Below are 22,430 nucleotides of genomic sequence, written 5' to 3' on the forward strand. Positions count from 1 at the left end.
GGACACGTGTGTGGTGGCCGCACGAGCTGGGCCGTACGTCCGTGTGAGAAATCTAGCTCAGGGCGGAACACTACCCTACGCTAAGTTACTCGTGGGTAACCTACGTGCGCAAGAGGTCCCTGACTCCTGCGGGAACCCGCGGTACCAGTAACGTCGGTGCCATGAGCGAGGCTGTGATCCCTGCCGCACCCGCGGCCGCCACACATGAACCACTGCCGTTGACCGGCGAGCGGACCGTGCCCGGCATCGCCGAGGAGAACTACTGGTTCCGTCGGCACGAGATCGCCTACGCCCGCCTGATCGACCGTTGCGCCGGCAAGACCGTGCTCGAAGCGGGCTCGGGCGAGGGCTACGGCGCGGACATGATCGCCGGCGTCGCCGCGCGGGTCATCGGACTGGACTACGACGAGAGCGCCGTCGCGCACGTGCGCGCGCGCTACCCGCGGGTGGAGATGATCCAGGGCAATCTCGCCGAACTGCCCCTGGACGACGAATCCGTCGACGTGGTGGTGAATTTCCAGGTCATCGAACATCTCTGGGACCAGGCGCAGTTCCTGCGCGAATGCCTGCGGGTGCTGCGCCCCGGCGGTCACCTGCTGATCAGCACGCCGAACCGGATCACCTTCTCCCCCGGTCGCGACACCCCGCTCAACCCCTTCCACACCCGCGAACTCAATGCGGCCGAACTGGACGAACTGCTGGTCGAGGCCGGCTTCTCGGTGTCGCGAATGCTCGGTGTGCATCACGGCGCGAGCCTGAAAGCGCTGGACGCCAAGCACGGTGGGTCCTTCATCGACGCCCAGATCGAACGCGCGCTGGCCGGTGAACCGTGGCCGGCCGACCTCACCGCCGACGTCGCCGCCGTCACCATCGACGATTTCGACCTGCGCGAGGGCGATATCGACGCCAGCCTGGACCTGGTGGCGATCGCCGAAAAGGCAAGCGCCGAACCGGCATGACATCGACCGACTCCCGCTCCACCGGGTCCGTGCCGGGCCAGTTCACCCTCGTCCTGCATTCGCACCTGCCGTGGCTGGCCCATCACGGGCGCTGGCCGGTCGGTGAGGAATGGCTCTACCAGTCCTGGGCCGCGTCCTACCTGCCGCTGGTCCGCGTCCTGAAAAATCTTGCCGCCGAAGGTCGTTCGCATCTGCTGAGCCTGGGCATCACCCCGGTGCTGGCCGCCCAGCTCGACGATCCGCACTGCCTGGCCGGTATGCACCACTGGCTGGGTAACTGGCAGTTGCGCGCCGACGAGGCGTCGATGTCGGGCAATGTGGCACTGGGCCGGCACGAACATCAGCTGGCGGCAACGGCTTTGGGCGAATTCGAGCGCGACTGGCGCCACGGCGGCTCGCCGGTCTGGCGCGCACTCATCGACGCCGACGCCATCGAACTGCTCGGCGGACCGCTGGCGCACCCGTTCCAGCCGCTGCTCGATCCGCGCCTGCGCCAGTTCCAGCTCACCGAGGGCCTGGCCGACGCGCGGCTGCGCTGGGGCACCACCCCGACCGGTATCTGGGCGCCCGAGTGCGGGTACACGCCCGGCATGGAGCGCGGCTACGACGCCGCCGGTGTGACACATTTCATGGTCGACGGACCCTCGCTGCGCGGCGACACCAGCCTGGGCAGGCCGGTGCGCGAGGCCGATGTGGTGGCCTTCGGGCGTGACCTCCAGGTGAGTTACCGGGTGTGGTCGCCCAAGCAGGGCTACCCCGGCCAGGCCGCGTACCGCGATTTCCACCACTACGACCACGCGACCGGGCTCAAACCGTCCCGGGTGACGGGTAAGACGGTCGCCGGTCCTGACAAGGCCCCTTACGATCCCGAACTCGCCGCCACCGCGGTCACCCGCGACGTCGCCGACTTCGTCGAGACGGTGCGCGCGCGGCTGACCGAGGAGTCCGCGCGGATCGGCAGACCCGCCCTCGTGGTGGCCGCCTTCGACACCGAACTGTTCGGCCACTGGTGGCACGAAGGACCACAGTGGCTCGAGCAGGTGCTGCGCGCGCTGCCCGAGGCCGGGGTCACCGTCGGCACCCTCGCCGACGCCCGCGCGAACGGCTTCGTGGGCGAACCTGTGCAGCTCAATGACTCGTCGTGGGGTTCGGGCAAGGACTGGCGGGTATGGGCCGGCGATCAGGTCGCCGACCTCGTCGAGCTCAACGCCGAGGTCGTGCGGCTGGCGCTGGACACCCTCGACAAGGCCCGGCGCGAGGGTTCGCTGCGCGATCCGGTCGCCGACCAGTTGCTGCGCGAAGCCATCCTCACCGTCTCCAGCGACTGGGCGTTCATGGTCTCCAAGGACTCCGCCGCCGGCTACGCCCGCGACCGCGCGCACGAACACGCGCACGCCGTCCGCGAGCTCGCCGAGGCCGTCGGGGCCGGACAGTTCGCCAAAGCGGCCCGACTCGCGGCAGGATGGAGCGCGGCCGACGGATTCTTCCCGGGTCTGGACGCGCGGCGATTGCCGAGCGCAGTCACCTCGGCCAGCGCTGAAGGATTCGTATGAAGATTTTGATGGTGTCGTGGGAATACCCGCCGGTCGTGGTCGGCGGGCTCGGCAGGCACGTGCATCACCTGGCCGTCGAGCTGGCCGCGGCCGGGCACGAGGTGGTCGTGCTCGCGCGCAGGCCGACGGGCACCGACCCGGTCAGCCACCCCACGCACTCCTACATCGCCGACGGCGTGCTCGTCGTCGCGGTGGCCGAGGACCCGCCCTGCTTCGACTTCGGCGAGGACATGCTCGCCTGGACGCTGGCGATGGGGCACGCGATGGTCCGGGCCGGGGTCGCGCTCGGCAAGCCGGGCGTCGGCGAGGGCTGGACCCCGGATGTGGTGCACGCGCACGACTGGCTCGTCGCGCATCCCTCGATCGCGCTGGCCGAGTACTACGACGTGCCGCTGGTGGCCACCATCCACGCCACCGAGGCCGGTCGGCACAGCGGCTGGGTGTCCGGGCGGGTCAACAAGCAGGTGCACTCGGTCGAATGGTGGCTCACCAACGAGGCCGACCAGCTCATCACCTGCTCGGCCTCGATGCAGGACGAGGTGGAACGGCTCTACGGGCCGGAACTGTCGCCGATCACGGTGATCCGCAACGGGATCGATGTCGGCGCGTGGGCCTTCCGGCCGCGCGCGCCCCGGTCCGGACCGCCGAAACTGCTGTATGTGGGCCGGCTCGAATACGAGAAGGGCGTGCAGGACGCGATCGCCGCGCTGCCCCGCATCCGCCGCGCCCACCCCGGCACCACGCTGACCGTCGCCGGTGTCGGCACCCAGTTCGACTGGCTGCGCGAACGCGCCCGCGTGCACCGGGTGGCCCGCGCCGTGCACTTCGTCGGCAGCCTGGGCCACGAGGAACTGCTCGGCTGGCTGCACGGCGCCGACGCGATCGTGCTGCCCAGCCGCTACGAGCCCTTCGGCATCGTCGCCCTCGAGGCCGCCGCCGCCGGTGTCCCGCTGATCGCCGCCACCGCGGGCGGTCTCGGCGAGGCCGTCATCGACGGTGTCACCGGCGCCTCCTTCGAACCGGCCGATGTCGACGGCATCGTCGACGCCGTCCGCGCGGTCCTCGACGACCCCGCCACCGCCCAGGACCGCGCCTACACCGCCCGCGAACGTCTCACCGCCGACTTCGCCTGGGACGTGGTCGCCGCCGAGACCGCCCAGGTCTACTCGGCCGCCAAACGCCGCGTCCGCACCTCCCTCGGCCGCCCCGACATCGTCGAACGCCCCCTCCCGGAACGCGACCCGAAATAACCGTCCCGGGTGGGCTGGGTGCTCAGGCCGGGGGGATGCCGCCACCGTGGTAGCGGGTGGCGGCGTTCCAGAGGAAGAAGCTGTCTATGCCGGTGGCGTGGGTGGCGTCGATCTGGGCTCGGAGTTCTGCGTCGCCGTAGGGGACGCCGAGGCTGAAGTCCTGGAGCCAGGGGACCACTTTCGCGCCGGTGGTGGCGGTGGTCTTCTGGAAGTCCTGGAGGGAGCGGTGGACGATGTCGTAGGGCTGGGCGTTGGGGTTGGCGACGCCGTATTCGCCGGGGTTCCAGTGCGAGGGGTAGATCATGGGGGCGACGAAGTCGACGCTGCGGGCGATGGCGGGGATGTCCTGGGCGATCTGGTCGGGGCGGGTGGCGGCGATGCCGTAGACGGCGGCGCTCAGGTGGGCGCCCGCGGCGTGCACGGGGTAGCGGCTCTGGGCGAGGAAGTCCGCGACCGCGGTGGCGGGAGTGGTGGTGAGGCCGGCGAAATACATGCTGGACAGGCTGCCGTCGGGGCGGCGGACGTAGTCGTACATGATGCCGTCGAAGCCGAGCCGGCCGGCTTCCACCGCGAGGTCGATGTTGTACTGGCGCACGTCCGGGTGCGCGACATTGGTGAAGGCGATGGGGCCGTAGTGGCTGGAATACGGCTGCCCGGACGGGTTCTGGACCACCCAGTCGGGCCTGCCGCTGTGCCAGGCCCAGGCGGCCACGGTCGGGTCGCGGAAGGCGACGATGCGCCCGACCACCCGCAGGCCCATGTCGTGCAGCTGCCGCAGCGCCGACGGAGCGTCGTAAATGGCTGCGACAGCACCGGTTTCACGGGCCAGGGGCACCTGGGAGTCGTAGCCGACGACACCGTCCTCGTCCTTGATGTCGAGCTGCACGGTGTCGATGCGGCCTTCGCGGGCGAGATCGAGCACCGCTTCGCGCAGCCCCTCGTGTGACCATGCGTGCGCGGTGACATGCACCGCCCGGATCCGCGGCAGGGTGAACGCGGTGACGACGGTCCGCTCGCTCCGATTGCCCGCCGCGTCCGCCGCGACGACCTGGTAGCCGGGCGCCCACGGCACCGTCAGCTCGAAGGCGCCGTCGGCGGCGGGCGTCACCGAGTCCGTGCCGATGGATACCCGTTGCGCCCCGATGGCGTTGCCGCGCACCACGATCGGCGCGTGATAGGACCGCACGGGATCGACCGGGCGCACCTCGAGCATCGGCGGCGCCGTATCCGCGGACGATGTTTCACCCGATCCGCCCAGCCCGAATCCGGCCAGCACCGCGACCACCAGCACAGCGAGCGCGGCACCCAGGGCGATCGTCGCCCCGCGCCGCCGAGTGACCGACCCGAGCCACGATCCCAACGCCTACACCAACTTCCACATCCGATACCGGCGCCCACTATCCCCCAGTTCCGGTCCATAGAACCGGACAATCGCGTAATTTTGCCCCGATGCCGGGCGGTTACCCCACGATGCTCCGAGCGCTCTGCGCGCTCTCGCTGGTCGCGGCGCTGGCCGCGTGCGCACCCGCGGAGGCGCCGGCCGAGCCGTCGGCGGCCGCCCCGACCACCACGCCACCACCCCCGGATCCGGCCGGAATCGCCGCCAACGAACTGGGATTCGTGCCGGTGCTCATGTATCACCAGATCACCGCGTACCCGGCGGGCGAATACGACCAGACCCCGGCGGAGTTCCGCGACGAACTGGAACGCCTGTATCGCGAGGGCTACCGCCCGGTGACCGCCGCGCAGTACATCGCCGGCGAACTGGACCTGCCCGCGGGCACCCACCCGGTGGTCCTCACCTTCGACGACTCCACCGGCAGCCAACTCGCCTTCACCGGCACCGGCGCGGTGGCACCCGACAGCGCCGCAGGCATCCTCGCCGAATTCGCCGCCCGCTACCCGGATTTCGGGCCGGTCGCCACGTTCTACGTCAACAACGAGCCCTTCGGCGACGACCCCCGAGCGCTCCCCTGGCTGACCGCACACGGACACGAAATCGGCGCGCACACAGCTGATCACGCGAACCTGTCGAGCCTCGACGCCGACAACGTGCAACGCCAGCTGGTCCAGAACGTCCGCGCCGTGACCGCCACCGGCGCGACCGTGCGCACCATGGCGCTCCCGCTCGGCATCTACCCCCGCGACCACGCCCTGGCCACCACGGGCAGCTGGGACGGCACGTCCTACGCCTTCGGCGCGGTGATGCTGGTCGGCTCGAACCCGGCACCGGCACCGTACGGCGCGATCGACCCCGGCGGCGTGCCGCGCATCCGGTCCGGCCGGGGCACGGTCCCGTTCGATTCGGCCTACTGGCTGGACTGGCTCGCCGAGCACCCCGAACAGCGCTACACCGCCGACGGCGACCCCACCCGCATCTCGTTCCCGCGGGCGCTCACCGCGGAACTCGGCGCCCGCTGGGCCGATCGAGCCAACCCGTACTGACTCAGACCTCGGGCTTGAAGGTGAACACCTCACCCAGGCGGGTGGCGACCACGACCTCGCCCTCGGGACCGAGGGAGATCCCGGCGATGGTGCCGGTGGCGTCGGGCAGGTGGTCGGAATCGACGGTCTCGCCGGTGGTGGTGTCGAAGGTGATCAGGTTGAGGCCCGCGCCGATCGCGGCGACAGCGTAGCCGAGGCCGCCGGTGGTCTGGGCCGGTGTCCCGCGCAGCGCGAGATCCTTGCGCTCCCAAACGATTTCGGCGCTCTCGCCGGTATCGCGCAGGGCCGTGAGGTAGCCGTCGTCGCCGGCGGGGACGATCTGGTCGCCGACGACCGAGATGCCGCCGCTAGGGGTCCAGCCGAGGGGGTGGGTCCAGCGAGTGGTGCCGTCCTCGGCGTTCACCGCGATCAGGCGGCCGCTGTTGTCGCCGATGTAGACGGTGTCGCCGTCGGCGGAGAGAGTGGGGCTGGTGGCGCTGCCGCCGACGAGCATTTCGGCGTTCCATTCCTGCGACACCTTGCCGTCGGCGTAGCGCATGGCGCGCAGCGCGGCCGCGGGCTTGCCCGGTTCCCAGACGGTGACGAAGAAACGGCCGGTGTCGGGGTCGACGGCGGTGGTGTTGGCGATCGCGCAGCGCGGGCCGCCGGTGGCGCAGTCGTCGAGGCCGTCGCCGGAGGCGGGCCTGGTCAGGCCGGGGAACCGGAGGAAGTCGGGTTCGCCGAGCAGCTGCAGGGTCGGGACCTCACGGCCGCCGGTCTGCCTGCTCAGCACGTCGACCTGGCCGGACTGGGTGATCGTCAGGACCTTGCCGTCACCGGTGAACTGGATCGCCACCGGCACCCCGGCCACCGGCGTGCGCCAGCGCGGCTGCCCCAGGTAGTTGAAGGAGTTCACCGCGCCGTCGTCACCGACGTAGACATTGCTCATGCCGTCGACCACGGTCGGGGCCTGGATGGTGGACGGTCCGAGCTGGTTGCAGAAGCGCTTGCGGCCCGTCTTCATCTGGAAGGACAGGATCGAGCAGCCGCTGGTGCTCGTCGTGACGAACATCTGCCCTTCGGGACCGATGGTCAACGGCTGCGCGATCGGCCCACCGACCGGACGCGACCAGCTCAGCGCCAGCGCGTCCGCCCCCGAGACCGGGCTCGCGCCGGCATTGCTGCCGTCGTGATGCACCGCGGGCCAGCCTTTTCCGGCGCCGACGGTGATGTCGTCCACATCGGTACCGCACCCCGCCACCGCCATCACTCCGGCGGCAGCGAGCGAGGCTACGACACGAGTCCGAGTTCGCACCTGCTGATCTCCCTGGATAATCGGGGTAGGGCACGGTTAGTGTGCGCTGACGAAAGTACTCTGTGTACCCGATGACCGAATCCCCGGGTGGCAGGCCCGGTGGATCACGACGGGAGACTACTTCGTGACGAGCATGTGGGGCGCGCCGCTGACCGCGCGCTGGCGTGGATCGCGCCGCCGAGATCCGCAGCAGGCGCGCTTCCTGACCAAGGACTCGTTGCGCTGGGTGCTGGCCAACCGCGCCTACACCCCGTGGTACCTGGTGCGCTACTACCGGCTGGCCAAGTTCCGCCTGACCAACCCGCATATCGTGCTGCGCGGCATGGTCTTCCTCGGCCGCAATGTGGAGATCCACGCGACCCCGGAATTCGCCCGCATGGAGATCGGTCGCTGGGTGCACATCGGCGACGGCAACGCCATCCGCTGCCACGAGGGTTCGCTGCGCATCGGCGACAAGGTGGTCTTCGGCAAGGACAACGTGGTCAACACCTACCTCGACATCGAGATCGGCGAATCCACCCTGGTCGCCGACTGGTGCTACATCTGCGACTTCGACCACAAGATGGACGACATCACCCTGCCCATCAAGGACCAGGGCATCGTGAAGAGCCCGGTGCGGATCGGCCCCGACACCTGGATCGCGGCGAAGGTGACGGTGCTGCGCGACACCCGGGTGGGCCGTGGCTGTGTGCTCGGCGCGCACGCCGTGGTGCGCGGCGACGTGCCCGACTACAGCATCGCGGTCGGCGCGCCCGCCAAGGTCGTGAAGAACCGCAAGGTCGCCTGGGACGCGAGCGCCGAGGAACGCGAGGCCTATCTGGCCGCGCTGGCCGATATCGAGCGCAAGAAGAACGCCGCCGCCCAGGCCTGAACGGCGCGGCAGTGGAGTCTGTCGGTGGGGCTGGGTACGGTCGGCTGCGTGGAGAGCTATGCGGCGCTGCTACGCGGGATCGGGCCCAGCAACCCGAATATGCGCAACGAGAAGTTACGCGGGGTGTTCGACGGTCTCGGCTTCGAGAAGGTCGCCTCGGTGGTGTCCAGCGGCAATATCGTCTTCCGCACCGCCGACGACCCCGCCGACCTGGAGGATCGCATCCAGCAGGCGCTGACCGCCGAGCTGGGCATCCCCGGCGGCACCATCATCCGCAGCCATCCCGAACTGCGCGCGCTGCTCGACCGCGACCCCTTCGCCGGCCGCCCACACGAGCGCGGCTCCTATCTCACCGTCACCTTCTTCAAGGACCGGATGCGCGAAACGGATCTGTCGGAGTTCGAGGACGATCCACTGACCGAGGTGATCGGCTACGACGCCGAGGCCCGCGCCTTCCTCACCGTCCTCGACAACAGCACCCCGGCCACGCCCGACTTCATGGCCCGGCTGGAGAAGTCCTACGGGAAAGACATCACCACCCGCACCTGGCTCACGGTGCAGCGGGTGGTGAAGAAGATCGAGGGTTAGCGCCCGCCGAGGGCTCGTAGTGGGTGGCGAAGGCGATGGCGCGGTCGCGCAAGGCGGTGCGCAGAGTCGGTGGGGACAGCGCTTCGGCGTCGGTGCCGAGCTGCCACAGGGCCCATTCGGCGTGTGGGGTGTCCTGGAAGGTCACCGTCATGCGCAGGCGGTCGGCGTCGGGTTCCTCGCTGAGGACGGCCAGCGCGGTACCCACCAGTTCCTCCCGCCGCGCCGGGTGCACCAGCAGGCGGACGGCGAGCTGGTCGCCGCCGGTCCGGAAGCGGGTGCTGCGTTCCTGCCAGGCCAGGCTCAGATCGACTCGATCCGGACGGTCAGCGGGGTCGGGGAGTTGCTCGGCGGCCAGCACGCGGGCGAGGCGGTAGGTGCGGTCGGCGCCGGATCGGGTGGCCAGCAGGTAGGTCTGGTCGCGCACGACGACCAGGCCGATCGGGTCCACCGTGCGCCAGCTCGGTGGCTGATCGGGTGCCGCGTAGTGGATGCGCAGCCGGTGGCCGGCCAGGACCGCGCGCCGGACCTCGGTGGCGACGGGACCGGGGATCTCCTCGACGTTGCGGCGGCGGGCCAGCAGATCGGTCTCCGGATCGATGAGCAGCCGTTCCGATACCTCGGCGGCGGTGTCTCGGTAGCCGGCAGGCAGCGCGTCGACCACTTTGAGCATGGCCGCGGCGAGTGCCGAACCGAGGCCGAATGCCTGTGCGCCACTGCGTGATCCGGCGACCAGCAGGGCGAGGGCCTCCTCGTGGTTGAGCCCGGTGAGTTCGGTCCGGAACCCCGGCAGCAATGCGAATCCGCCGTGCCTGCCGCGTTCGGTGTAGACGGGGACCCCGGCCGCGGACAGTGCCTCGATATCGCGCAGCACCGTACGGGTGGACACCTCCAGCTCGTCGGCCAGCTCGGCCGCGGTCAGCCGACCGCGCTGGCGCAACAGCAGCACCAGCGAAACCAATCGATCCGCGCGCATGCGGCGAAAACTAGCAGGAATACCTGACAGAGGATGTCGTGATTCGTTGGGAGGCTGGCCACCACGGCGTCATCGACCGCAGCCATCGGGGCGCGGGGCGTCGGTATCGAACGGAGCTGAAGTGGCAGTGCAACGAACGGCGATCAACCCGGTGTCGTGGTCGGTGGAGCTGGGATTCAACCAGGGCGAGCTCGTCGCGGGCGGCACCCGCACCCTGTACTGCTCCGGCCAGACCGCCATGAACGCGCAGGGCGAGCCCGAGCACCCCGACGACATGGCGGCCCAGCTGGGGTCGAGCCTGGACAATGTGGAGGGCGTGCTGAAGGAGGCGGGCATGTCGCTGACCGACGTCGTCCGGCTCAACGTCTACACCACCGACGTCGACCTGCTCTTCCAGCACTACGGCGTGCTGGCCGCCCGCCTCGGCGCCGCGGGCGTGGCCCCGGCAACCACCATGCTCGGCGTCACCCGCCTCGCCGTCGCCGGTCAGCTGGTCGAGCTCGAGGCCACCGCGGTGGCGTGATCCCAAGCCGCCCCCGGCACCCGGGCCGGGGGCGGCGCACTGGCGGCTGGTGCAAGATCGAGGGGTGAGCCACCCGCAATCGCCCCTGCCACACAGCATCGAGGAATTCCGTGCCGTCGCCCGCGCCCGGCTGACGGCGTTCCCCCGGATCGCCGTTCCCGACGTCCCCGGCATGCGCCGCGCCGGGGTGACCCTGTGCGTGGTGCCGCGCACCGACGACGTCCTGTCGGTGATCGTGATGAAGCGCGCCTACCGCGGACGCAACGCGGGCCAGTGGGGGCTGCCCGGCGGGCGGCTCGAGCCCGGCGAGACACCCGAACAGGCGGCGATCCGGGAACTGCACGAGGAACTGAACCTCGCGGCGAAACCGGCCGATGTGCTGGGACTGCTCGACGACTTCCCGGCCACGTCCGGTTTCGCGATCACCCCGATCGTGGTGACGGTCGACGATATCGACGCCCTGCGGCCCAACCCGGACGAGGTGTTCTCCGTCCACCAGGTCGACCTGACCCGGCTGGCCGCCGACGACGTGCCGCACTGGGTGCGCCCCGAGCAAGCGGTCTTCGACCACGACCTCCGGGCCGAACTCCCCGACACGGACTCCTCCGGACTGCTCCAGATGCGCCTCGGCCCGAAGATGACCATCCACGCCCCGACCGGCGCCCTGCTGTGGCAGTTCCGCGCGGTCGTCCTCCTCGGCCACTCCCCCGCCGATTCCCGGGTCGCCCACTTCACCCAGCCCGACTGGACCAAGCACTGACGTCTACGGGGCGGCGGCGGTGCAGAGGAAGGCGGTGCCGGTGCGGCCGATGCGGGTGAGGACGAGGGTGTAGGGGGTGCGGCCGCGGGGTTTGAGTTTTTTGCGGAGGGCGTCGGGGTCGATGTCGACGCCGCGGACCAGGATCTCGAGTGCGCCGCAGTCGCGGCGGGACAGTTCCTGGCGCAGGGTCTTCTCGCGGAGTTCGAGGCGGTCCTCGATGCGGAAGCCGCGCATGCCGGGTGGGACCGTGTCGCCGGTGAGGTAGGCGATCTGCGGGTCCAGTTGCCAGAGGCCGTGTTTCGCGGCGTAGTGGCGGACCAGGCCCGCGCGCACGACCGCGCCGTCGGGGTCGATGATCCAGGTGCCGGGGGCGCGTTCGGGGATGTCGTCGGGGTCGGCGTCGGTGAGGGTGGTCGCGCCGCCCCGGGAATCGAGGACGGTGGCGCGGCGGGTGACACCGGGTTCGGTGAGGCCGGGCGACCACAGGCAGGCTTCGCGGACGGCGCCGTCGAGGGAGACCACCTCGATCTCACCGGACCAGCCGAGACGATCGAAATCCAGTCCGGGCGCGGACTTCACGGCGATATCGCGGCCCGCGTAGGCGTCGAGGAGATCGGGCAGCGGGGGCTGGAGTTTGGCCGGGTCGTAAGTGCGGCGGCCGTCGGCGCGGCGGGCGGGATCGGCGATGATCACGGTGTCGCGGGAGGTGGGGGTGAGGGCGTCGGCTCTGGCCAGCACGATGGTGCCTGCGTGATCCACGGAGCCGGACAGCGCGTCAGGCCGGTCGCCGGCGCGGGCAGCAGTGGCCGTGTCGGGGTCCGGCGGGCCGGACGCGGTGCCGGCCGAGGAACCGGGAGCGAGGCCATGCGGCAGCCCGGGGACAGGCGCCATCACCGGCTCGACACCCAGGTTGTGCGCGGCGATGGCGAGGCGGACCTCGTCGAGATCGCTGCCGATGACCGCCGGGCAAGTGCGCACGAGCTCAGCCAGTTCCGCGCCGATCGAACAGGTGACATCGTGCACGGCGCGCCCGGCCAGCCGCGCGGCCCGGTGCCGGGCGACCAGCGCGGGGGTGGCCTGCTGCAAGGCGTCGTCGGTGAACAGCCAGCCATCGGACCCGGGCAGCTTGGCGGCGGCCTTGCGCCGCAGCCGCACCGTTTCGATGAGGGCGGCGGTGTGTTCGCCGTGGGTGCGGCGCACCTGCTCGATATCGCGCAGGTGCGCCGCGGGGGTCAGCTCCAGCCGGTCGACCTCGGCGAGCGCGGCACGGCCTGCCGCGCTGCCCAGGTAGGCGACATCGTCGCGGCCGAAGCGGTAGCCCACCTACTTCTGCGCCGCGCCCGGCTTCACGCCGGTGATCATCGCGTTGTAGAAGAACTCGCGCGGCACGACCTTGCGCAGGATGTTCTCGTCGAGCCAGCTCAGGCCGAGCCAGGCGCGGTACTGCGCCATGCGGTAGCCCATGGTCAGCTTCTCGTCGGGGACGGCGGCCTCGAAGGTGCGCACCGGCCAGCCCCACAGGGCGGCGGCGAACTCCTCGGTGGTGGCCTGCACGTCGACGGCACCGGCCGACTTCGCCATGTTCTCGAGATCGCTCGGGTCGAAGGTGTGCAGGTCGACGACGGCCTCGAGGGCGGCGGCGCGGGAGGACTCGTCCAGCTCGGTCTGCGGACGACGCCAGCCGGACAGGAACGGCAGCTTGGTGATCTCGGTGGTCACCTTCCAGGTGGCCTGGCCGAGCTTGCGGGCGTAGAAGTTGCCGACGGTGGTCGGTTCACCGGCGAAGACGAATCGGCCGCCCGGCTTGAGCACGCGCAGGCACTCCTCGAGCGCCAGCTCCACGTCGGGGATGTGGTGCAGCACGGCGTGGCCGCACACCAGGTCGAAGGTGTCGTCGTCGTACGGGATGGTCTCGGCGTCGGCGACGCGGCCGTCGACATCGAGGCCGAGGTGTTCGGCATTGCGCAGCGCGACCTTGACCATGCCGGGCGAGAGGTCGGTGACCGAGCCCTTCTTCGCGATGCCGCCCTGCATCAGGTTCAGCAGGAAGAACCCCGTGCCGCAGCCGAGCTCGAGCGCCCGTTCGTAGGGCAGCGGGGCGGGGCCGACCGCGAGGTCGAACCGGCCGCGGGCATACGCGATACAGCGTTCGTCATAGGAGATCGACCACTTGTCGTCGTAGGTCTCCGCTTCCCAGTCGTGATACAGGACCTGGGCGAGCTTGGTGTCCTTCAGCGCTGCTTCGACCTCGGCCTCGGTGGCGTGCGGGTTCGGCGCCGGGTCATCGGGGTGAACCGTCATAACAGTGCAGCCTAATATGAGAGCGCGCGCACGTGGCGGGCGGTCTTGTTTCCGGCCGTTCCAACTGGTCGATTGACCGATCTCAGCTCAGCGTCCGGTGAACACCGCGCTGTTGGGACCCTGGGCGGCGAAGGTCTGGGTGCCGGTGCGCGCGTCGTCGGTGTCGAAGAGCGCCGACCATTCGGTGACCGCGGCGGAGTGCCCGTGCGGGCCCGCTTCGAACACCGCCTTGGCGGCCGCCAGCGCGCGCGGCGCGGCGGTGACGAACTGTTCGGCCCAGCGGCGCGCGGCAGTCAGCACGTCGTCGGGGGCGACGACCTCGTCGACCAGACCGAGTGTCGCGGCCTCGGTGGCGTCGACGAACCGGCCGGTGTAGACGAGGTCCTTGGCCCGGCTCGCGCCGATCAGCTGGGCGAGGCGGCGGATGCCCGACAGCGGGATCAGGCCCGCCTTGATCTGCGGCAGCCCGAGTTTGACGTTGTCGCCGATGATCCGGTGATCGGCGCCCAGCGCCAGTTCGAGCCCGGCACCGAGGCAGTAGCCGGTGATCGCGGCGACGGTCGGCTGCGGCACCCGCGACAGGCAGCCGAGGGCGGCCTGCAGATCGGCCGCCATGGCGGCGGCCTGACAGGCGTCGAGCTCGGCCAGCTCGCGCATCTCGTCGCCCGCGCTGAACACCCGTTCGTCGCCGTAGACGATCAGCGCCGCCACCCCGGGATGCTCGGCCACGGTGGCGGCCGCGGCGGCCACCTCACGGGCGAGCTGGGCGTCGACGAGGTTCAGCGGCGGACGATCGATGCGCAGCAGCGCGACGCCACGGGCGGTCGGCTCCGCGGGCAGCTCGAGGGTGACGAATTCGGCCATGCGGTCAACCTACCGGCCGCCGAGTGCACCCAGCTGCGGCAGCTCCGTGAAATACCGTTCGTTGTCGGGGAAGTCGCTCAGCGGCGGGCCGTCGGCGGTGGGCGTGTAGGTCGGCATGATCGGGGTGATCGGCCGGTGGGCGGCCAGCAGGGCAGCGGTGTCGGTGAAACCGCACAGGCCGTCGAGCTGCGACCAGGTGGGCGGCAGCAGCACGTGCTCACCGGCCTTCCAGCTCGCCAGCGCGGCGGCGGGGCTCGCCCAGGCCACCCGGGCGGCCTCGGAGGTGGCGCCGTCGGCGCTCTGGCCCTGCGGCAGCACGGCGACGAAGAAACGCGTGTCGTAGCGGCGCGGTTCGGCCGCCGGGGTGATCCAGTTGGACCACGGCCGCAGCAGATCGGCGCGCAGCACCAGCCCCTCGGCCGCCAGGAACTCCGCCAGCGAGAGTTCGCGGCGCTCCAGCCTGCCGCGTGCCTCGCGGTAGCGGGTGGGATCGTCGACGACGGTCTGCGCGGTCGGACCGGCCAGCAGCACACCGCATTCCTCGAAGGTCTCGCGCACGGCCGCGGCGACCAGCGCCTGTGCGCTCGGTTCGTCGGTGCCGAAGCGCTCGGCCCACCAGTCCGGTCCGGGGCCGGCCCAGGCGATGTCGGCGGTGGCGTCGGTGCGGTCGACCCCGCCGCCCGGGAACACGGTCATCCCGCCGGCGAAGGCCATGCCCTTGACCCGCTGCTGCAGGAACACTTCGAGGCCCGGGTCACCGTCGCGCACCAGAATCACCGTCGACGCGTCCCGCACGGGCACCCCGGACTCACTCATACCGTTCCTCTCCACCTGCGAGCACCCGCGACCGACCTGGGGCCATGCGCCGGGTGCGCTCGGGCCGGTGCGCCGATGCACCGGCCTGTCAGCACCCTAGCGCCCGCTTGGTTCGCCACGGTAACGGTTCACCGGTGGGCGCCCCGGCCTCCCGCTCAGTGGACGGTTCAGACCCCTGCGCGCAGGCGGTTCAGGCCCGGCGGTGTCGGCCCGCGGGGGCGGTTCAGGCGCGCCGGTGCTGTCCCGCGCGGCGCGCCCGGCGGGCGAACCAGCGGCCGTCGACCCGGTCCAGCGCGATGGACTGACTGAACGCGGCACTCAGGTTCGCCGCGGTGAGCACGTCTTCGAGCAGCCCCTGCCCGACCACTTCACCCTCCTTGAGCAGCAACGCGTGGGTGAACCCGGGCGGGATCTCCTCCACGTGGTGGGTCACCAGCACCATGGCGGGCGCGTCCGGGTCGGCGGCCAGATTGCCCAGCCGCTCGACGAGCTCCTCGCGCCCACCCAGGTCCAGCCCGGCCGCCGGTTCGTCGAGCAGCAGCAGTTCCGGGTCGGTCATCAGGGCACGGGCGATCAGCACGCGCTTGCGCTCGCCCTCGGACAGGGTGCCGTAGGTGCGGTCGGAAAGATGTTCGGCGCCCAGGGTTTCCAGCATGTCGACGGCGCGTTCGGTGTCGATGGTGTCGTAGCGCTCGCGCCAGCGGCCGAGCACCGCGTACCCGGCGGAGACCACCAGGTCGCTGACCTTCTCGTCGACCGGGATGCGGCTCGCGACCGCCGCCGAGGACAGCCCGATGCGCGGGCGCAGCTCGGTGACGTCGACGCGACCGAGCGTCTCCCCCAACAGGTTCGCCGCGCCGGAGGTCGGATGGACCTCGGCGGCGGCCATTCTCAGCAGCGAGGTCTTGCCCGCCCCGTTGGGGCCGAGCACCACCCAGCGTTCGTCGAGCTCGACCTGCCAGGTGACCGGACCGACGAGCGTTCGGCCCGAGCGGCGGATGGTCACGTCGGAGAAGTCGATGAGCAGATCAGGATCGGGATCGGGTTGCGACACGCGCTCCATCTTGGACCACGCGAGCCCGCAGCGGAACGACCGGCCCGGACGGGTTCGGTCGGTGCTGGTCGGCGCTGGTGCACTCGCGCGGTGACTGGCTGTCGGATGCCCGGAGTCGGGCGGACCGCGAGCTGCTCCCGGCGTGTCGGGTCAGGCGCCCGCGGGCACCGCGATCACCGTCATCGAGCCGGGTGCCACTTCGGTGAACCCGGCGTCACGCACCGCCACCGCGCGCCCGGCCGCCACCTCGGCGACCAGTCGCGACCAGTGTGCGGGCTCGGCCTCGCGCACCGCGCAACGGAATTCGCGCCGCGCCCAGTCCGCGACCACCTCGACCGGCAGCGCCCCGGCCAGCAGCATGCTCGCGTGGCCGACCTGCGCGGCGGCCTTGCCGACCGACATCTCCAGTGCCGCGTTCACCCACAGCACCGGCAGGGTGGGGTCCGGCGGGCCCGGCTCGTCGTGTGCGAGGTCGGTGCCGCCGATCTGCAGTTTGCGCACCCGCTGATCGATCGCGCCGACCGGTCCGGGCACGAACGCGCGCGCCTGCGCACCGTCGACCTCGACGGTCACCCCGTCGACCGCGCCCGCGGCGACCCACTGCGCGCCCCTGGCCCGCCGGGCGACCTTCCTGATCCGCGACCGCTTCCACGCCAGATACCGCGGCTCCCACTCCCCACCGGACCCCGAACGGGGGTCGAGGCACACCGCCAGCGCGGCGGCGGCCGCGGCGGCCAGCAGGGCGCTGCGCGCGGGCGGGTCGGTCTTGGGGATGTGCAGCACCATCTGCATGGCCTGCACCATGGCCGGGTCGTCGGGGTCGCCAGCGCCGCCGTACCCCTGGGCGAGTTCGGCGTGCCGCAGGGCGAAGGTGTCGGTGTCGTCGGGGGCGTCCACGGTGCCGGTCGATTCGTCGCTCATCGTCGAACCAGCCTAATCGAGCCGGTCGGGCGCTCAGTTCACCCGCACATCGACCCGGAACGACGGTGCGGGCCGGATCGGCGCCTTGTTGGCGGGAGTGAGGCTGTACTGCAGCGCGGTGGTGCCGGGCTGGACCGCCAGGTAGGGCCAGATCGTGGCGGCGCCGTCGGCTCGTGGGCCGCCGTCGGGAATGAGGATGCCTCGCTCGAAGTTCACCACGGCCCACCGCTCGGTGGAGTCCGCCGTCTGCGGCAACCGCACGTGCAGGCGCTGGCCGACGGTCACGATCACGGTGCCGCCGTTGACGGACTGATCGATCGTCACCGGCGCGAACTCGTTGGGCGAGGGATTGCTCGGCAGTGTCACCGTGGTGGGTGTGGGTTCGTCGCCGCCGCAGCCGGCGGTCAATGCGCCAATCCCGGCCACGGTGATCAGAACGAGCAAGGTTCTACGCACAGCAGCCTCCCAGTGACGAACAGGTGACGACGACTCGGATACCTCGTCGTCACTCTACGTCGCGGTGGACACGTTTCGGCGTCACCGACCGAGCAGCGGCACCCTGCGCACGCCGCCGTCGCGGGCGTCGGCGGCTTCCACTTCGTCCCGGGTGACGCCCAGGATGAACAGCACCGCGTCCAGGTACGGATGCGACAGCGCCGTGTCGGCCACCTCGCGCAGCGCGGGCTTGGCGTTGAACGCCACACCCAGCCCGGCGGCGTTGAGCATGTCGATGTCGTTGGCGCCGTCACCGACCGCGACGGTCTGCTCCATCGGCACGCCCGCCTCGGCGGCGAACTTGCGCAGCGCGGTCGCCTTGAAGGCCCGGTCGACGATCTCGCCGACCACCCGGCCGGTGAGCTTGCCGTCGACGATCTCCAGGGTGTTGGCCTGCACGAAGTCGAGCTCGAGTTCGTGCGCGAGCGGCTCGATGACCTGCCGGAACCCGCCGGAGACCACCCCGCAGCGGAACCCGAGCCGCCGCAGTGTGCGGATGGTGGTGCGCGCGCCGGGGGTGAGCTCGATCCGGTCGGCGACCTCCTCGATCACCGATTCGTCGAGCCCCTCGAGGGTCGCCACCCGCTGCCGCAGCGATTCGGCGAAGTCGAGTTCGCCGCGCATGGCGGCCTCGGTGACTTCGCGGACCTGGTCCTCGACGCCGGCGTGCGCGGCCAGCATCTCGATGACCTCGCCCTGGATCAGCGTGGAGTCCACGTCGAAGACGATGAGCCGCTTGGCCCGGCGCGCCAGCCCGGCCCGTTCCACCGCGATGTCGACCTGTTCGGCGACGGCGATGTCGGCCAGGGCGGTGCGCAGCCGCGAGTCGGTGTCGGCGCCTGCGTCGGACGCCGAGACGAGCAGTTCCATGCCGGTCACCGGGTAGTCGGCGATGCCGCGGATGGTGTCGATATTGGCGCCGAGCCCGGCCAGCAGCCGCGAGATCGCGCTGAAGGCGTGCGCGGTGACGGGCGCGCCGAGCACGACCACGGCGTGGGTCGACATGGGCGGCTTGCCGATCTGCGCGTCGACCGACACGTCGACCTGCATGCCGACGGTGTTCATCGCCTCTTCGAGCTCGTCCTGCAGCGCCTCGGGGTCGTTCGGGCACGAGACCAGCACACCGAGGGTGAGCCTGCCCCTGATGACCACCTGTTCCACGTCCAGCAGGCTCACCTGGTGGCGTGACAGCGTCGCCAGCAGTACGGACGTGACGCCGGGTCGGTCGGGGCCGGTGACGGTCACGAGAACTGTGGTGTCGGCCAAGTCGATCTGCTCCGTTCGATTACCCACAAAAAGAGTGTGCACCTGCTGGTCACCCAGCCGGTGCACACCCTCGTCTTACGGTGTTTTCCTACTTCTTGGCGAGCGCGCCTTCTTCGACGTGCGTGCTGTGCTTGCCCGAACCCCAGCCGACGTGCGCTTCAGCCTTCATGCGCTCGACCATGTGCGGGTAGTGCAGCTCGAACGCCGGGCGCTCCGAACGGATACGCGGCAGCTCGTAGAAGTTGTGGCGCGGCGGCGGGCAGGTGGTGGCCCACTCCAGGGAGTTGCCGTAGCCCCACGGATCGTCCACGGTGACGACCTCGCCGTAACGGTAGCTCTTGAACGTGTTCCACACGAACGGCAGCATCGACGAGCCGAGGATGAAGGCACCGATGGTGGAGATGGTGTTCAGCGTGGTGAAGCCGTCGCTGGGCAGGTAGTCGGCGTAGCGACGCGGCATGCCCTCGGCACCCAGCCAGTGCTGCACCAGGAAGGTGGTGTGGAAGCCGACGAAGGTGGTCCAGAAGTGCCACTTCGCGAGACGCTCGTCCATCATGCGGCCGGTGATCTTCGGGAACCAGAAGTAGATACCGGCGAAGGTGGCGAACACGATGGTGCCGAAGAGCACGTAGTGGAAGTGCGCGACGACGAAGTACGAGTCGGTGACGTGGAAGTCCAGCGGCGGCGAGGCCAGGATGACACCCGACAGACCACCGAAGAGGAAGGTCACCAGGAAGCCGATCGACCACAGCATCGGTGATTCGAACGTCAGCTGACCGCGCCACATGGTGCCGATCCAGTTGAAGAACTTCACACCGGTCGGGACCGCGATGAGGAAGGTCATGAAGGAGAAGTACGGCAGCAGCACGGCGCCGGTGGCGTACATGTGGTGCGCCCACACGGCGATCGACAGCGCGGCGATACCCAGGGTGGCGTAGACCAGCGTGGTGTAACCGAAGATCGGCTTCCGGCTGAACACCGGGAAGATCTCGGAGACGATGCCGAAGAACGGCAGCGCGATGATGTACACCTCGGGATGGCCGAAGAACCAGAACAGGTGCTGGTAGAGCAGGATGCCGCCGGTGGCCGGGTCGTAGATGTGGCCGCCCAGGTGGCGGTCGTAGGCCAGGCCGAACAGCGCCGCGGTCAGCAGCGGGAAGGCCAGCAGCACCAGGACCGAGGTCACCGCGATGTTCCAGGTGAAGATCGGCATGCGGAACATGGTCATACCGGGCGCGCGCAGGCAGACCACGGTGGTGAGCATGTTGACGCCACCGAGGATGGTGCCCAGACCGGACACGGCCAGGCCCAGGATCCACAGGTCGGTGCCGACACCGGGCGAGTGCAGGATGTCGGTCAGCGGCACGTACGCCGTCCAGCCGAAGTCCGCCGCGCCACCGGGGGTCACGAAGCCCGCGGTCGCCATGGTGCCGCCGAACAGGTACAGCCAGTAGCTGAACGCGTTCAGTCGCGGGAAGGCGACGTCGGGGGCGCCGATCTGCAGCGGCAGGATGATGTTGGCGAAGCCGAACACGATCGCCGTCGCGTAGAACAGCAGCATGATCGTGCCGTGCATGGTGAACAGCTGGTTGAACTGTTCCGGCGAAAGGAACTGCAGACCCGGGCGCGCGAGCTCGGCGCGCATGAGCAGCGCCATGAGACCGCCGACCAGGAAGAAGCTGATCGCCGTCACCAGATACATGGTGCCGAGCACCTTGGGGTCGGTGGTGGTGACCGCCTTGTAGAGGAACGAGCCCTTCGGCCCGGTCCGAGCCGGATACGGTCGAGTCGCTTCCAACTGAGGGACTGGCCTGGGCTCTACCGCAGTCACTGATCCTCCTGAAGATGCCTGTACGTCACTCGCAGCGCCGGCCGCGCCTCGGGAGGCGAGCAGCAGACATGCGTTGAAGTGATCGTAAACCGTGCTGCCGCAGCATTCCGCGCGGGTCCTACTCTGTGTCGTATTCGGCGCGCCGTAGGCGGCGGGCCGAGGACGGTCTCGATCTTCCTCCGCAGGTCCGGCGGGTGCAACGGTTGTCAGCGATGACTTTTCGGCCTTCGGCGCGTCATGATCGATGACGGTGCGCGCCGTGCTCACCGCCTCTGTCGAACCACCCTGTCGAACCGAGGAGCCCGTCATGACCATCACTCCCAAGCCCGGCGATCCCGTCTGGGCCGACCTCTACACCGCCGACCTGGACCGCGCGATCGCCTACTACGGCGAACTGTTCGGCTGGACCGCCGAGCGCGGCGGCCCGGAATTCGGCGGATACACGACCTTCAGCAAGGACGGCCGGGCCGTGGCCGGGGCGATGGCCAGGATGGAGGATCCCGCCGACGTCTACCCCGACCGGTGGACGGTCTACCTGTCCTCGGCCGACGCGGCGGCGACCGTCGCCGAGGCGAGCGCGGCGGGCGGGCAGGTGTTCGTGGCGCCGATGGCGGTCGCCGACCTCGGGACGATGGCCGTGCTCGCCGATTCCGGTGGCGTGGGCGTCGGGGTCTGGCAGGCGGGCACCTTCGGTGGCTTCGAGGCGGTGGGCTCGGTCGCCGACGGCACCTGGTCCGAACATGTCGGCGTGCCGTCCTGGTTCGAGCTGATGACCCGCTCCTACGAGCCCTCACTGGCCTTCTACCGGGACGTTTTCGGCTGGGACGACACCTTCACCGTCGCCGATTCCGACGAGTTCCGCTACACCACCCTGCACGCCACCTCCCCGATGCTCGGCGGCGTGATGGACGGCAGCGCGCACCTGCCCGACGGCCTGCCCGGCGCGTGGACGATCTATTTCGGCGCCGACGATGTCGACAAGACGGCCGAGCAGGCGGTGGCGCTGGGCGGCGCGATCGTCATCGAGCCGATGGACACCCCCTACGGCCGCCTGGCCGGACTCACCGACGCCACCGGCGCGCATTTCAGCATCGGCGGCAACAAGCGCTGACCGGTTCACCCACCTTGGGGTGGTAATCGATCCCCCTGGGAGTTACCACCCCAACGCTGGGGTCGGTGTCGGTTTCCCCGCCCGGCGGCGAGGGTGGAGAGGTACCGAAAACACCTCCCACCAGCCACGAAGGGGACACCACGATGAGCGCACCGGTCACCGCATCCGCCGACAACGTCATCGCGATGCCGCGCAGGCATGCCGCGGCGCCGATCGCCGACGGCCGGCTCGCCGACGCCGATCTGGACCGCTGGGCGAACCGGCTGGCCCGGCTGCTGCTGGGCCGCGGTGCCACTGCGGGCGCCCGCGTCGCGCTGGCGGTCGAGCCGCGGATCGAGGCGCTGGTGGCCGAGGCGGCGGCGCGCAAGATCGGCGCGCACCCGGTGCAGGCGGACGCCGCCACCGCCCGCGTCGGCATCACCACCCGGTCGCGCCGGGCCGAGCTGACCGACGCCGTCGACTGGCTGATCCTCGACGATCGCTCGACGTTGCGGCACTACCTGGTCAGCTCGGATGCGCCCCTGTCGGCCGTCGAACTGCGCGCGGCCTCCTGAT

At 70.4% G+C, this 22,430-nt stretch carries 22 protein-coding genes; 10 read left to right on the forward strand and 12 right to left on the reverse strand.

Going from position 1 to position 22,430, the window contains the following annotated elements:
• The first annotated feature begins 161 nt into the window (after positions 1–161).
• From ACFXK0_RS01015 to ACFXK0_RS01025, 3 genes are read left to right on the forward strand one after another with little or no spacing between them, the layout of a single operon-like run.
• A complete protein-coding gene (locus ACFXK0_RS01015) occupies positions 162–959 on the forward strand; it encodes a class I SAM-dependent methyltransferase (protein ID WP_379407584.1) in 798 nt (265 codons plus the stop codon).
• Entirely contained in the window at positions 956–2,512 is a 1,557-nt protein-coding gene (locus ACFXK0_RS01020; protein WP_379407585.1) for a 1,4-alpha-glucan branching protein domain-containing protein, read from the forward strand. The genes ACFXK0_RS01015 and ACFXK0_RS01020 overlap by 4 nt, the downstream gene beginning before the upstream one ends.
• The gene (locus ACFXK0_RS01025; RefSeq protein ID WP_379407586.1) at positions 2,509–3,762 is read left to right on the forward strand and encodes a glycosyltransferase family 4 protein; all 1,254 of its coding nucleotides are present in this window, start codon (positions 2,509–2,511) and stop codon (positions 3,760–3,762) included. The genes ACFXK0_RS01020 and ACFXK0_RS01025 overlap by 4 nt, the downstream gene beginning before the upstream one ends.
• A gap of 22 nt (positions 3,763–3,784) precedes the next feature.
• Here ACFXK0_RS01025 and ACFXK0_RS01030 read toward each other — a convergent pair whose 3' ends face one another.
• Entirely contained in the window at positions 3,785–5,122 is a 1,338-nt protein-coding gene (locus ACFXK0_RS01030; RefSeq protein WP_379407587.1) for a putative glycoside hydrolase, read from the reverse strand.
• A gap of 110 nt (positions 5,123–5,232) precedes the next feature.
• Between ACFXK0_RS01030 and ACFXK0_RS01035 the strand changes: the two genes are divergently transcribed.
• Positions 5,233–6,207, forward strand: coding sequence for a polysaccharide deacetylase family protein (locus ACFXK0_RS01035; RefSeq protein ID WP_379407588.1), 975 nt, complete (start codon positions 5,233–5,235; stop codon positions 6,205–6,207).
• Between the two features lies 1 nt (position 6,208).
• Here the strand turns inward: ACFXK0_RS01035 and ACFXK0_RS01040 are convergent, their stop codons facing one another.
• A complete protein-coding gene (locus ACFXK0_RS01040; protein ID WP_379407589.1) occupies positions 6,209–7,501 on the reverse strand; it encodes a PQQ-binding-like beta-propeller repeat protein in 1,293 nt (430 codons plus the stop codon).
• A 124-nt stretch (positions 7,502–7,625) separates the two neighbouring features.
• Between ACFXK0_RS01040 and ACFXK0_RS01045 the strand changes: the two genes are divergently transcribed.
• Positions 7,626–8,372, forward strand: coding sequence for an acyltransferase (locus ACFXK0_RS01045; protein ID WP_379407590.1), 747 nt, complete (start codon positions 7,626–7,628; stop codon positions 8,370–8,372).
• A 24-nt stretch (positions 8,373–8,396) separates the two neighbouring features.
• Positions 8,397–8,960: a DUF1697 domain-containing protein gene (locus ACFXK0_RS01050; RefSeq protein WP_379407591.1), complete on the forward strand. Its 564-nt coding sequence runs from the start codon at positions 8,397–8,399 to the stop codon at positions 8,958–8,960.
• Here ACFXK0_RS01050 and ACFXK0_RS01055 read toward each other — a convergent pair.
• Positions 8,923–9,933, reverse strand: coding sequence for a helix-turn-helix transcriptional regulator (locus ACFXK0_RS01055; protein ID WP_379407592.1), 1,011 nt, complete (start codon positions 9,931–9,933; stop codon positions 8,923–8,925). The genes ACFXK0_RS01050 and ACFXK0_RS01055 overlap by 38 nt on opposite strands.
• 127 nt (positions 9,934–10,060) lie before the next feature.
• Between ACFXK0_RS01055 and ACFXK0_RS01060 the strand changes: the two genes are divergently transcribed.
• Together ACFXK0_RS01060 and ACFXK0_RS01065 are read left to right on the forward strand one after the other, a co-directional pair.
• Entirely contained in the window at positions 10,061–10,456 is a 396-nt protein-coding gene (locus ACFXK0_RS01060; RefSeq protein WP_379408052.1) for a RidA family protein, read from the forward strand.
• A gap of 64 nt (positions 10,457–10,520) precedes the next feature.
• Entirely contained in the window at positions 10,521–11,216 is a 696-nt protein-coding gene (locus ACFXK0_RS01065) for an NUDIX hydrolase (protein WP_379407593.1), read from the forward strand.
• A gap of 3 nt (positions 11,217–11,219) precedes the next feature.
• Here ACFXK0_RS01065 and ACFXK0_RS01070 read toward each other — a convergent pair whose 3' ends face one another.
• From ACFXK0_RS01070 to ctaD, 9 genes are all read right to left on the reverse strand, one after another.
• A complete protein-coding gene (locus ACFXK0_RS01070; RefSeq protein WP_379407594.1) occupies positions 11,220–12,539 on the reverse strand; it encodes a class I SAM-dependent methyltransferase in 1,320 nt (439 codons plus the stop codon).
• Positions 12,540–13,517 carry a class I SAM-dependent methyltransferase gene (locus tag ACFXK0_RS01075; RefSeq protein WP_379407595.1) on the reverse strand — a complete coding sequence of 326 codons (978 nt, stop codon included), beginning with the start codon at positions 13,515–13,517 and terminating at the stop codon, positions 12,540–12,542.
• Between the two features lie 87 nt (positions 13,518–13,604).
• Positions 13,605–14,381, reverse strand: coding sequence for an enoyl-CoA hydratase-related protein (locus ACFXK0_RS01080; RefSeq protein WP_379407596.1), 777 nt, complete (start codon positions 14,379–14,381; stop codon positions 13,605–13,607).
• Between the two features lie 9 nt (positions 14,382–14,390).
• On the reverse strand, positions 14,391–15,197 hold the full coding sequence (locus tag ACFXK0_RS01085; protein ID WP_379407597.1) for an NUDIX hydrolase: 807 nt from the start codon (positions 15,195–15,197) through the stop codon (positions 14,391–14,393).
• Positions 15,198–15,420: 223 nt separating this feature from the next.
• Complete coding sequence (locus ACFXK0_RS01090) at positions 15,421–16,260, reverse strand: ABC transporter ATP-binding protein (protein ID WP_379407598.1); 840 nt, start codon at positions 16,258–16,260, stop codon at positions 15,421–15,423.
• Between the two features lie 141 nt (positions 16,261–16,401).
• On the reverse strand, positions 16,402–17,172 hold the full coding sequence (locus tag ACFXK0_RS01095; protein WP_379407599.1) for a peptidyl-tRNA hydrolase: 771 nt from the start codon (positions 17,170–17,172) through the stop codon (positions 16,402–16,404).
• Positions 17,173–17,205: 33 nt separating this feature from the next.
• Positions 17,206–17,628 (reverse strand): hypothetical protein, encoded by a 423-nt coding sequence (locus ACFXK0_RS01100; RefSeq protein WP_379407600.1) that lies wholly within the window; start codon positions 17,626–17,628, stop codon positions 17,206–17,208.
• A gap of 81 nt (positions 17,629–17,709) precedes the next feature.
• Positions 17,710–18,939: a phosphoserine phosphatase SerB gene (gene serB / locus ACFXK0_RS01105; RefSeq protein ID WP_379408053.1), complete on the reverse strand. Its 1,230-nt coding sequence runs from the start codon at positions 18,937–18,939 to the stop codon at positions 17,710–17,712.
• A gap of 82 nt (positions 18,940–19,021) precedes the next feature.
• On the reverse strand, positions 19,022–20,764 hold the full coding sequence (gene ctaD, locus ACFXK0_RS01110) for a cytochrome c oxidase subunit I (RefSeq protein WP_379407601.1): 1,743 nt from the start codon (positions 20,762–20,764) through the stop codon (positions 19,022–19,024).
• A 307-nt stretch (positions 20,765–21,071) separates the two neighbouring features.
• On the opposite strand from ctaD, the gene ACFXK0_RS01115 reads away from it, so the two are divergent.
• Both ACFXK0_RS01115 and ACFXK0_RS01120 read left to right on the forward strand, forming a co-directional pair.
• A complete protein-coding gene (locus ACFXK0_RS01115) occupies positions 21,072–21,875 on the forward strand; it encodes a VOC family protein (RefSeq protein WP_379407602.1) in 804 nt (267 codons plus the stop codon).
• A gap of 143 nt (positions 21,876–22,018) precedes the next feature.
• The gene (locus tag ACFXK0_RS01120; protein WP_379407603.1) at positions 22,019–22,429 is read left to right on the forward strand and encodes an AMP-binding protein; all 411 of its coding nucleotides are present in this window, start codon (positions 22,019–22,021) and stop codon (positions 22,427–22,429) included.
• Position 22,430 lies beyond the last annotated feature (1 nt).

It is taken from the genome of Nocardia sp. NPDC059177, assembly GCF_042755165.1.
GTDB lineage: Bacteria > Actinomycetota > Actinomycetes > Mycobacteriales > Mycobacteriaceae > Nocardia.

Bases quoted from the DNA above. Each gene is read 5' to 3' on its own strand.
- ACFXK0_RS01015 (WP_379407584.1), top strand. From the start codon at position 162: ATGAGCGAGGCTGTGATCCCTGCCGCACCCGCGGCCGCCACACATGAA.
- ACFXK0_RS01020 (WP_379407585.1), top strand. From the start codon at position 956: ATGACATCGACCGACTCCCGCTCCACCGGGTCCGTGCCGGGCCAGTTC.
- ACFXK0_RS01025 (WP_379407586.1), top strand. From the start codon at position 2,509: ATGAAGATTTTGATGGTGTCGTGGGAATACCCGCCGGTCGTGGTCGGC.
- ACFXK0_RS01035 (WP_379407588.1), top strand. From the start codon at position 5,233: ATGCTCCGAGCGCTCTGCGCGCTCTCGCTGGTCGCGGCGCTGGCCGCG.
- ACFXK0_RS01055 (WP_379407592.1), bottom strand. From the start codon at position 9,933: ATGCGCGCGGATCGATTGGTTTCGCTGGTGCTGCTGTTGCGCCAGCGC.
- ACFXK0_RS01075 (WP_379407595.1), bottom strand. From the start codon at position 13,517: ATGACGGTTCACCCCGATGACCCGGCGCCGAACCCGCACGCCACCGAG.
- ACFXK0_RS01080 (WP_379407596.1), bottom strand. From the start codon at position 14,381: ATGGCCGAATTCGTCACCCTCGAGCTGCCCGCGGAGCCGACCGCCCGT.
- ACFXK0_RS01085 (WP_379407597.1), bottom strand. From the start codon at position 15,197: ATGAGTGAGTCCGGGGTGCCCGTGCGGGACGCGTCGACGGTGATTCTG.
- ACFXK0_RS01090 (WP_379407598.1), bottom strand. From the start codon at position 16,260: ATGGAGCGCGTGTCGCAACCCGATCCCGATCCTGATCTGCTCATCGAC.
- ACFXK0_RS01095 (WP_379407599.1), bottom strand. From the start codon at position 17,172: ATGAGCGACGAATCGACCGGCACCGTGGACGCCCCCGACGACACCGAC.
- ACFXK0_RS01115 (WP_379407602.1), top strand. From the start codon at position 21,072: ATGACCATCACTCCCAAGCCCGGCGATCCCGTCTGGGCCGACCTCTAC.
- ACFXK0_RS01120 (WP_379407603.1), top strand. From the start codon at position 22,019: ATGAGCGCACCGGTCACCGCATCCGCCGACAACGTCATCGCGATGCCG.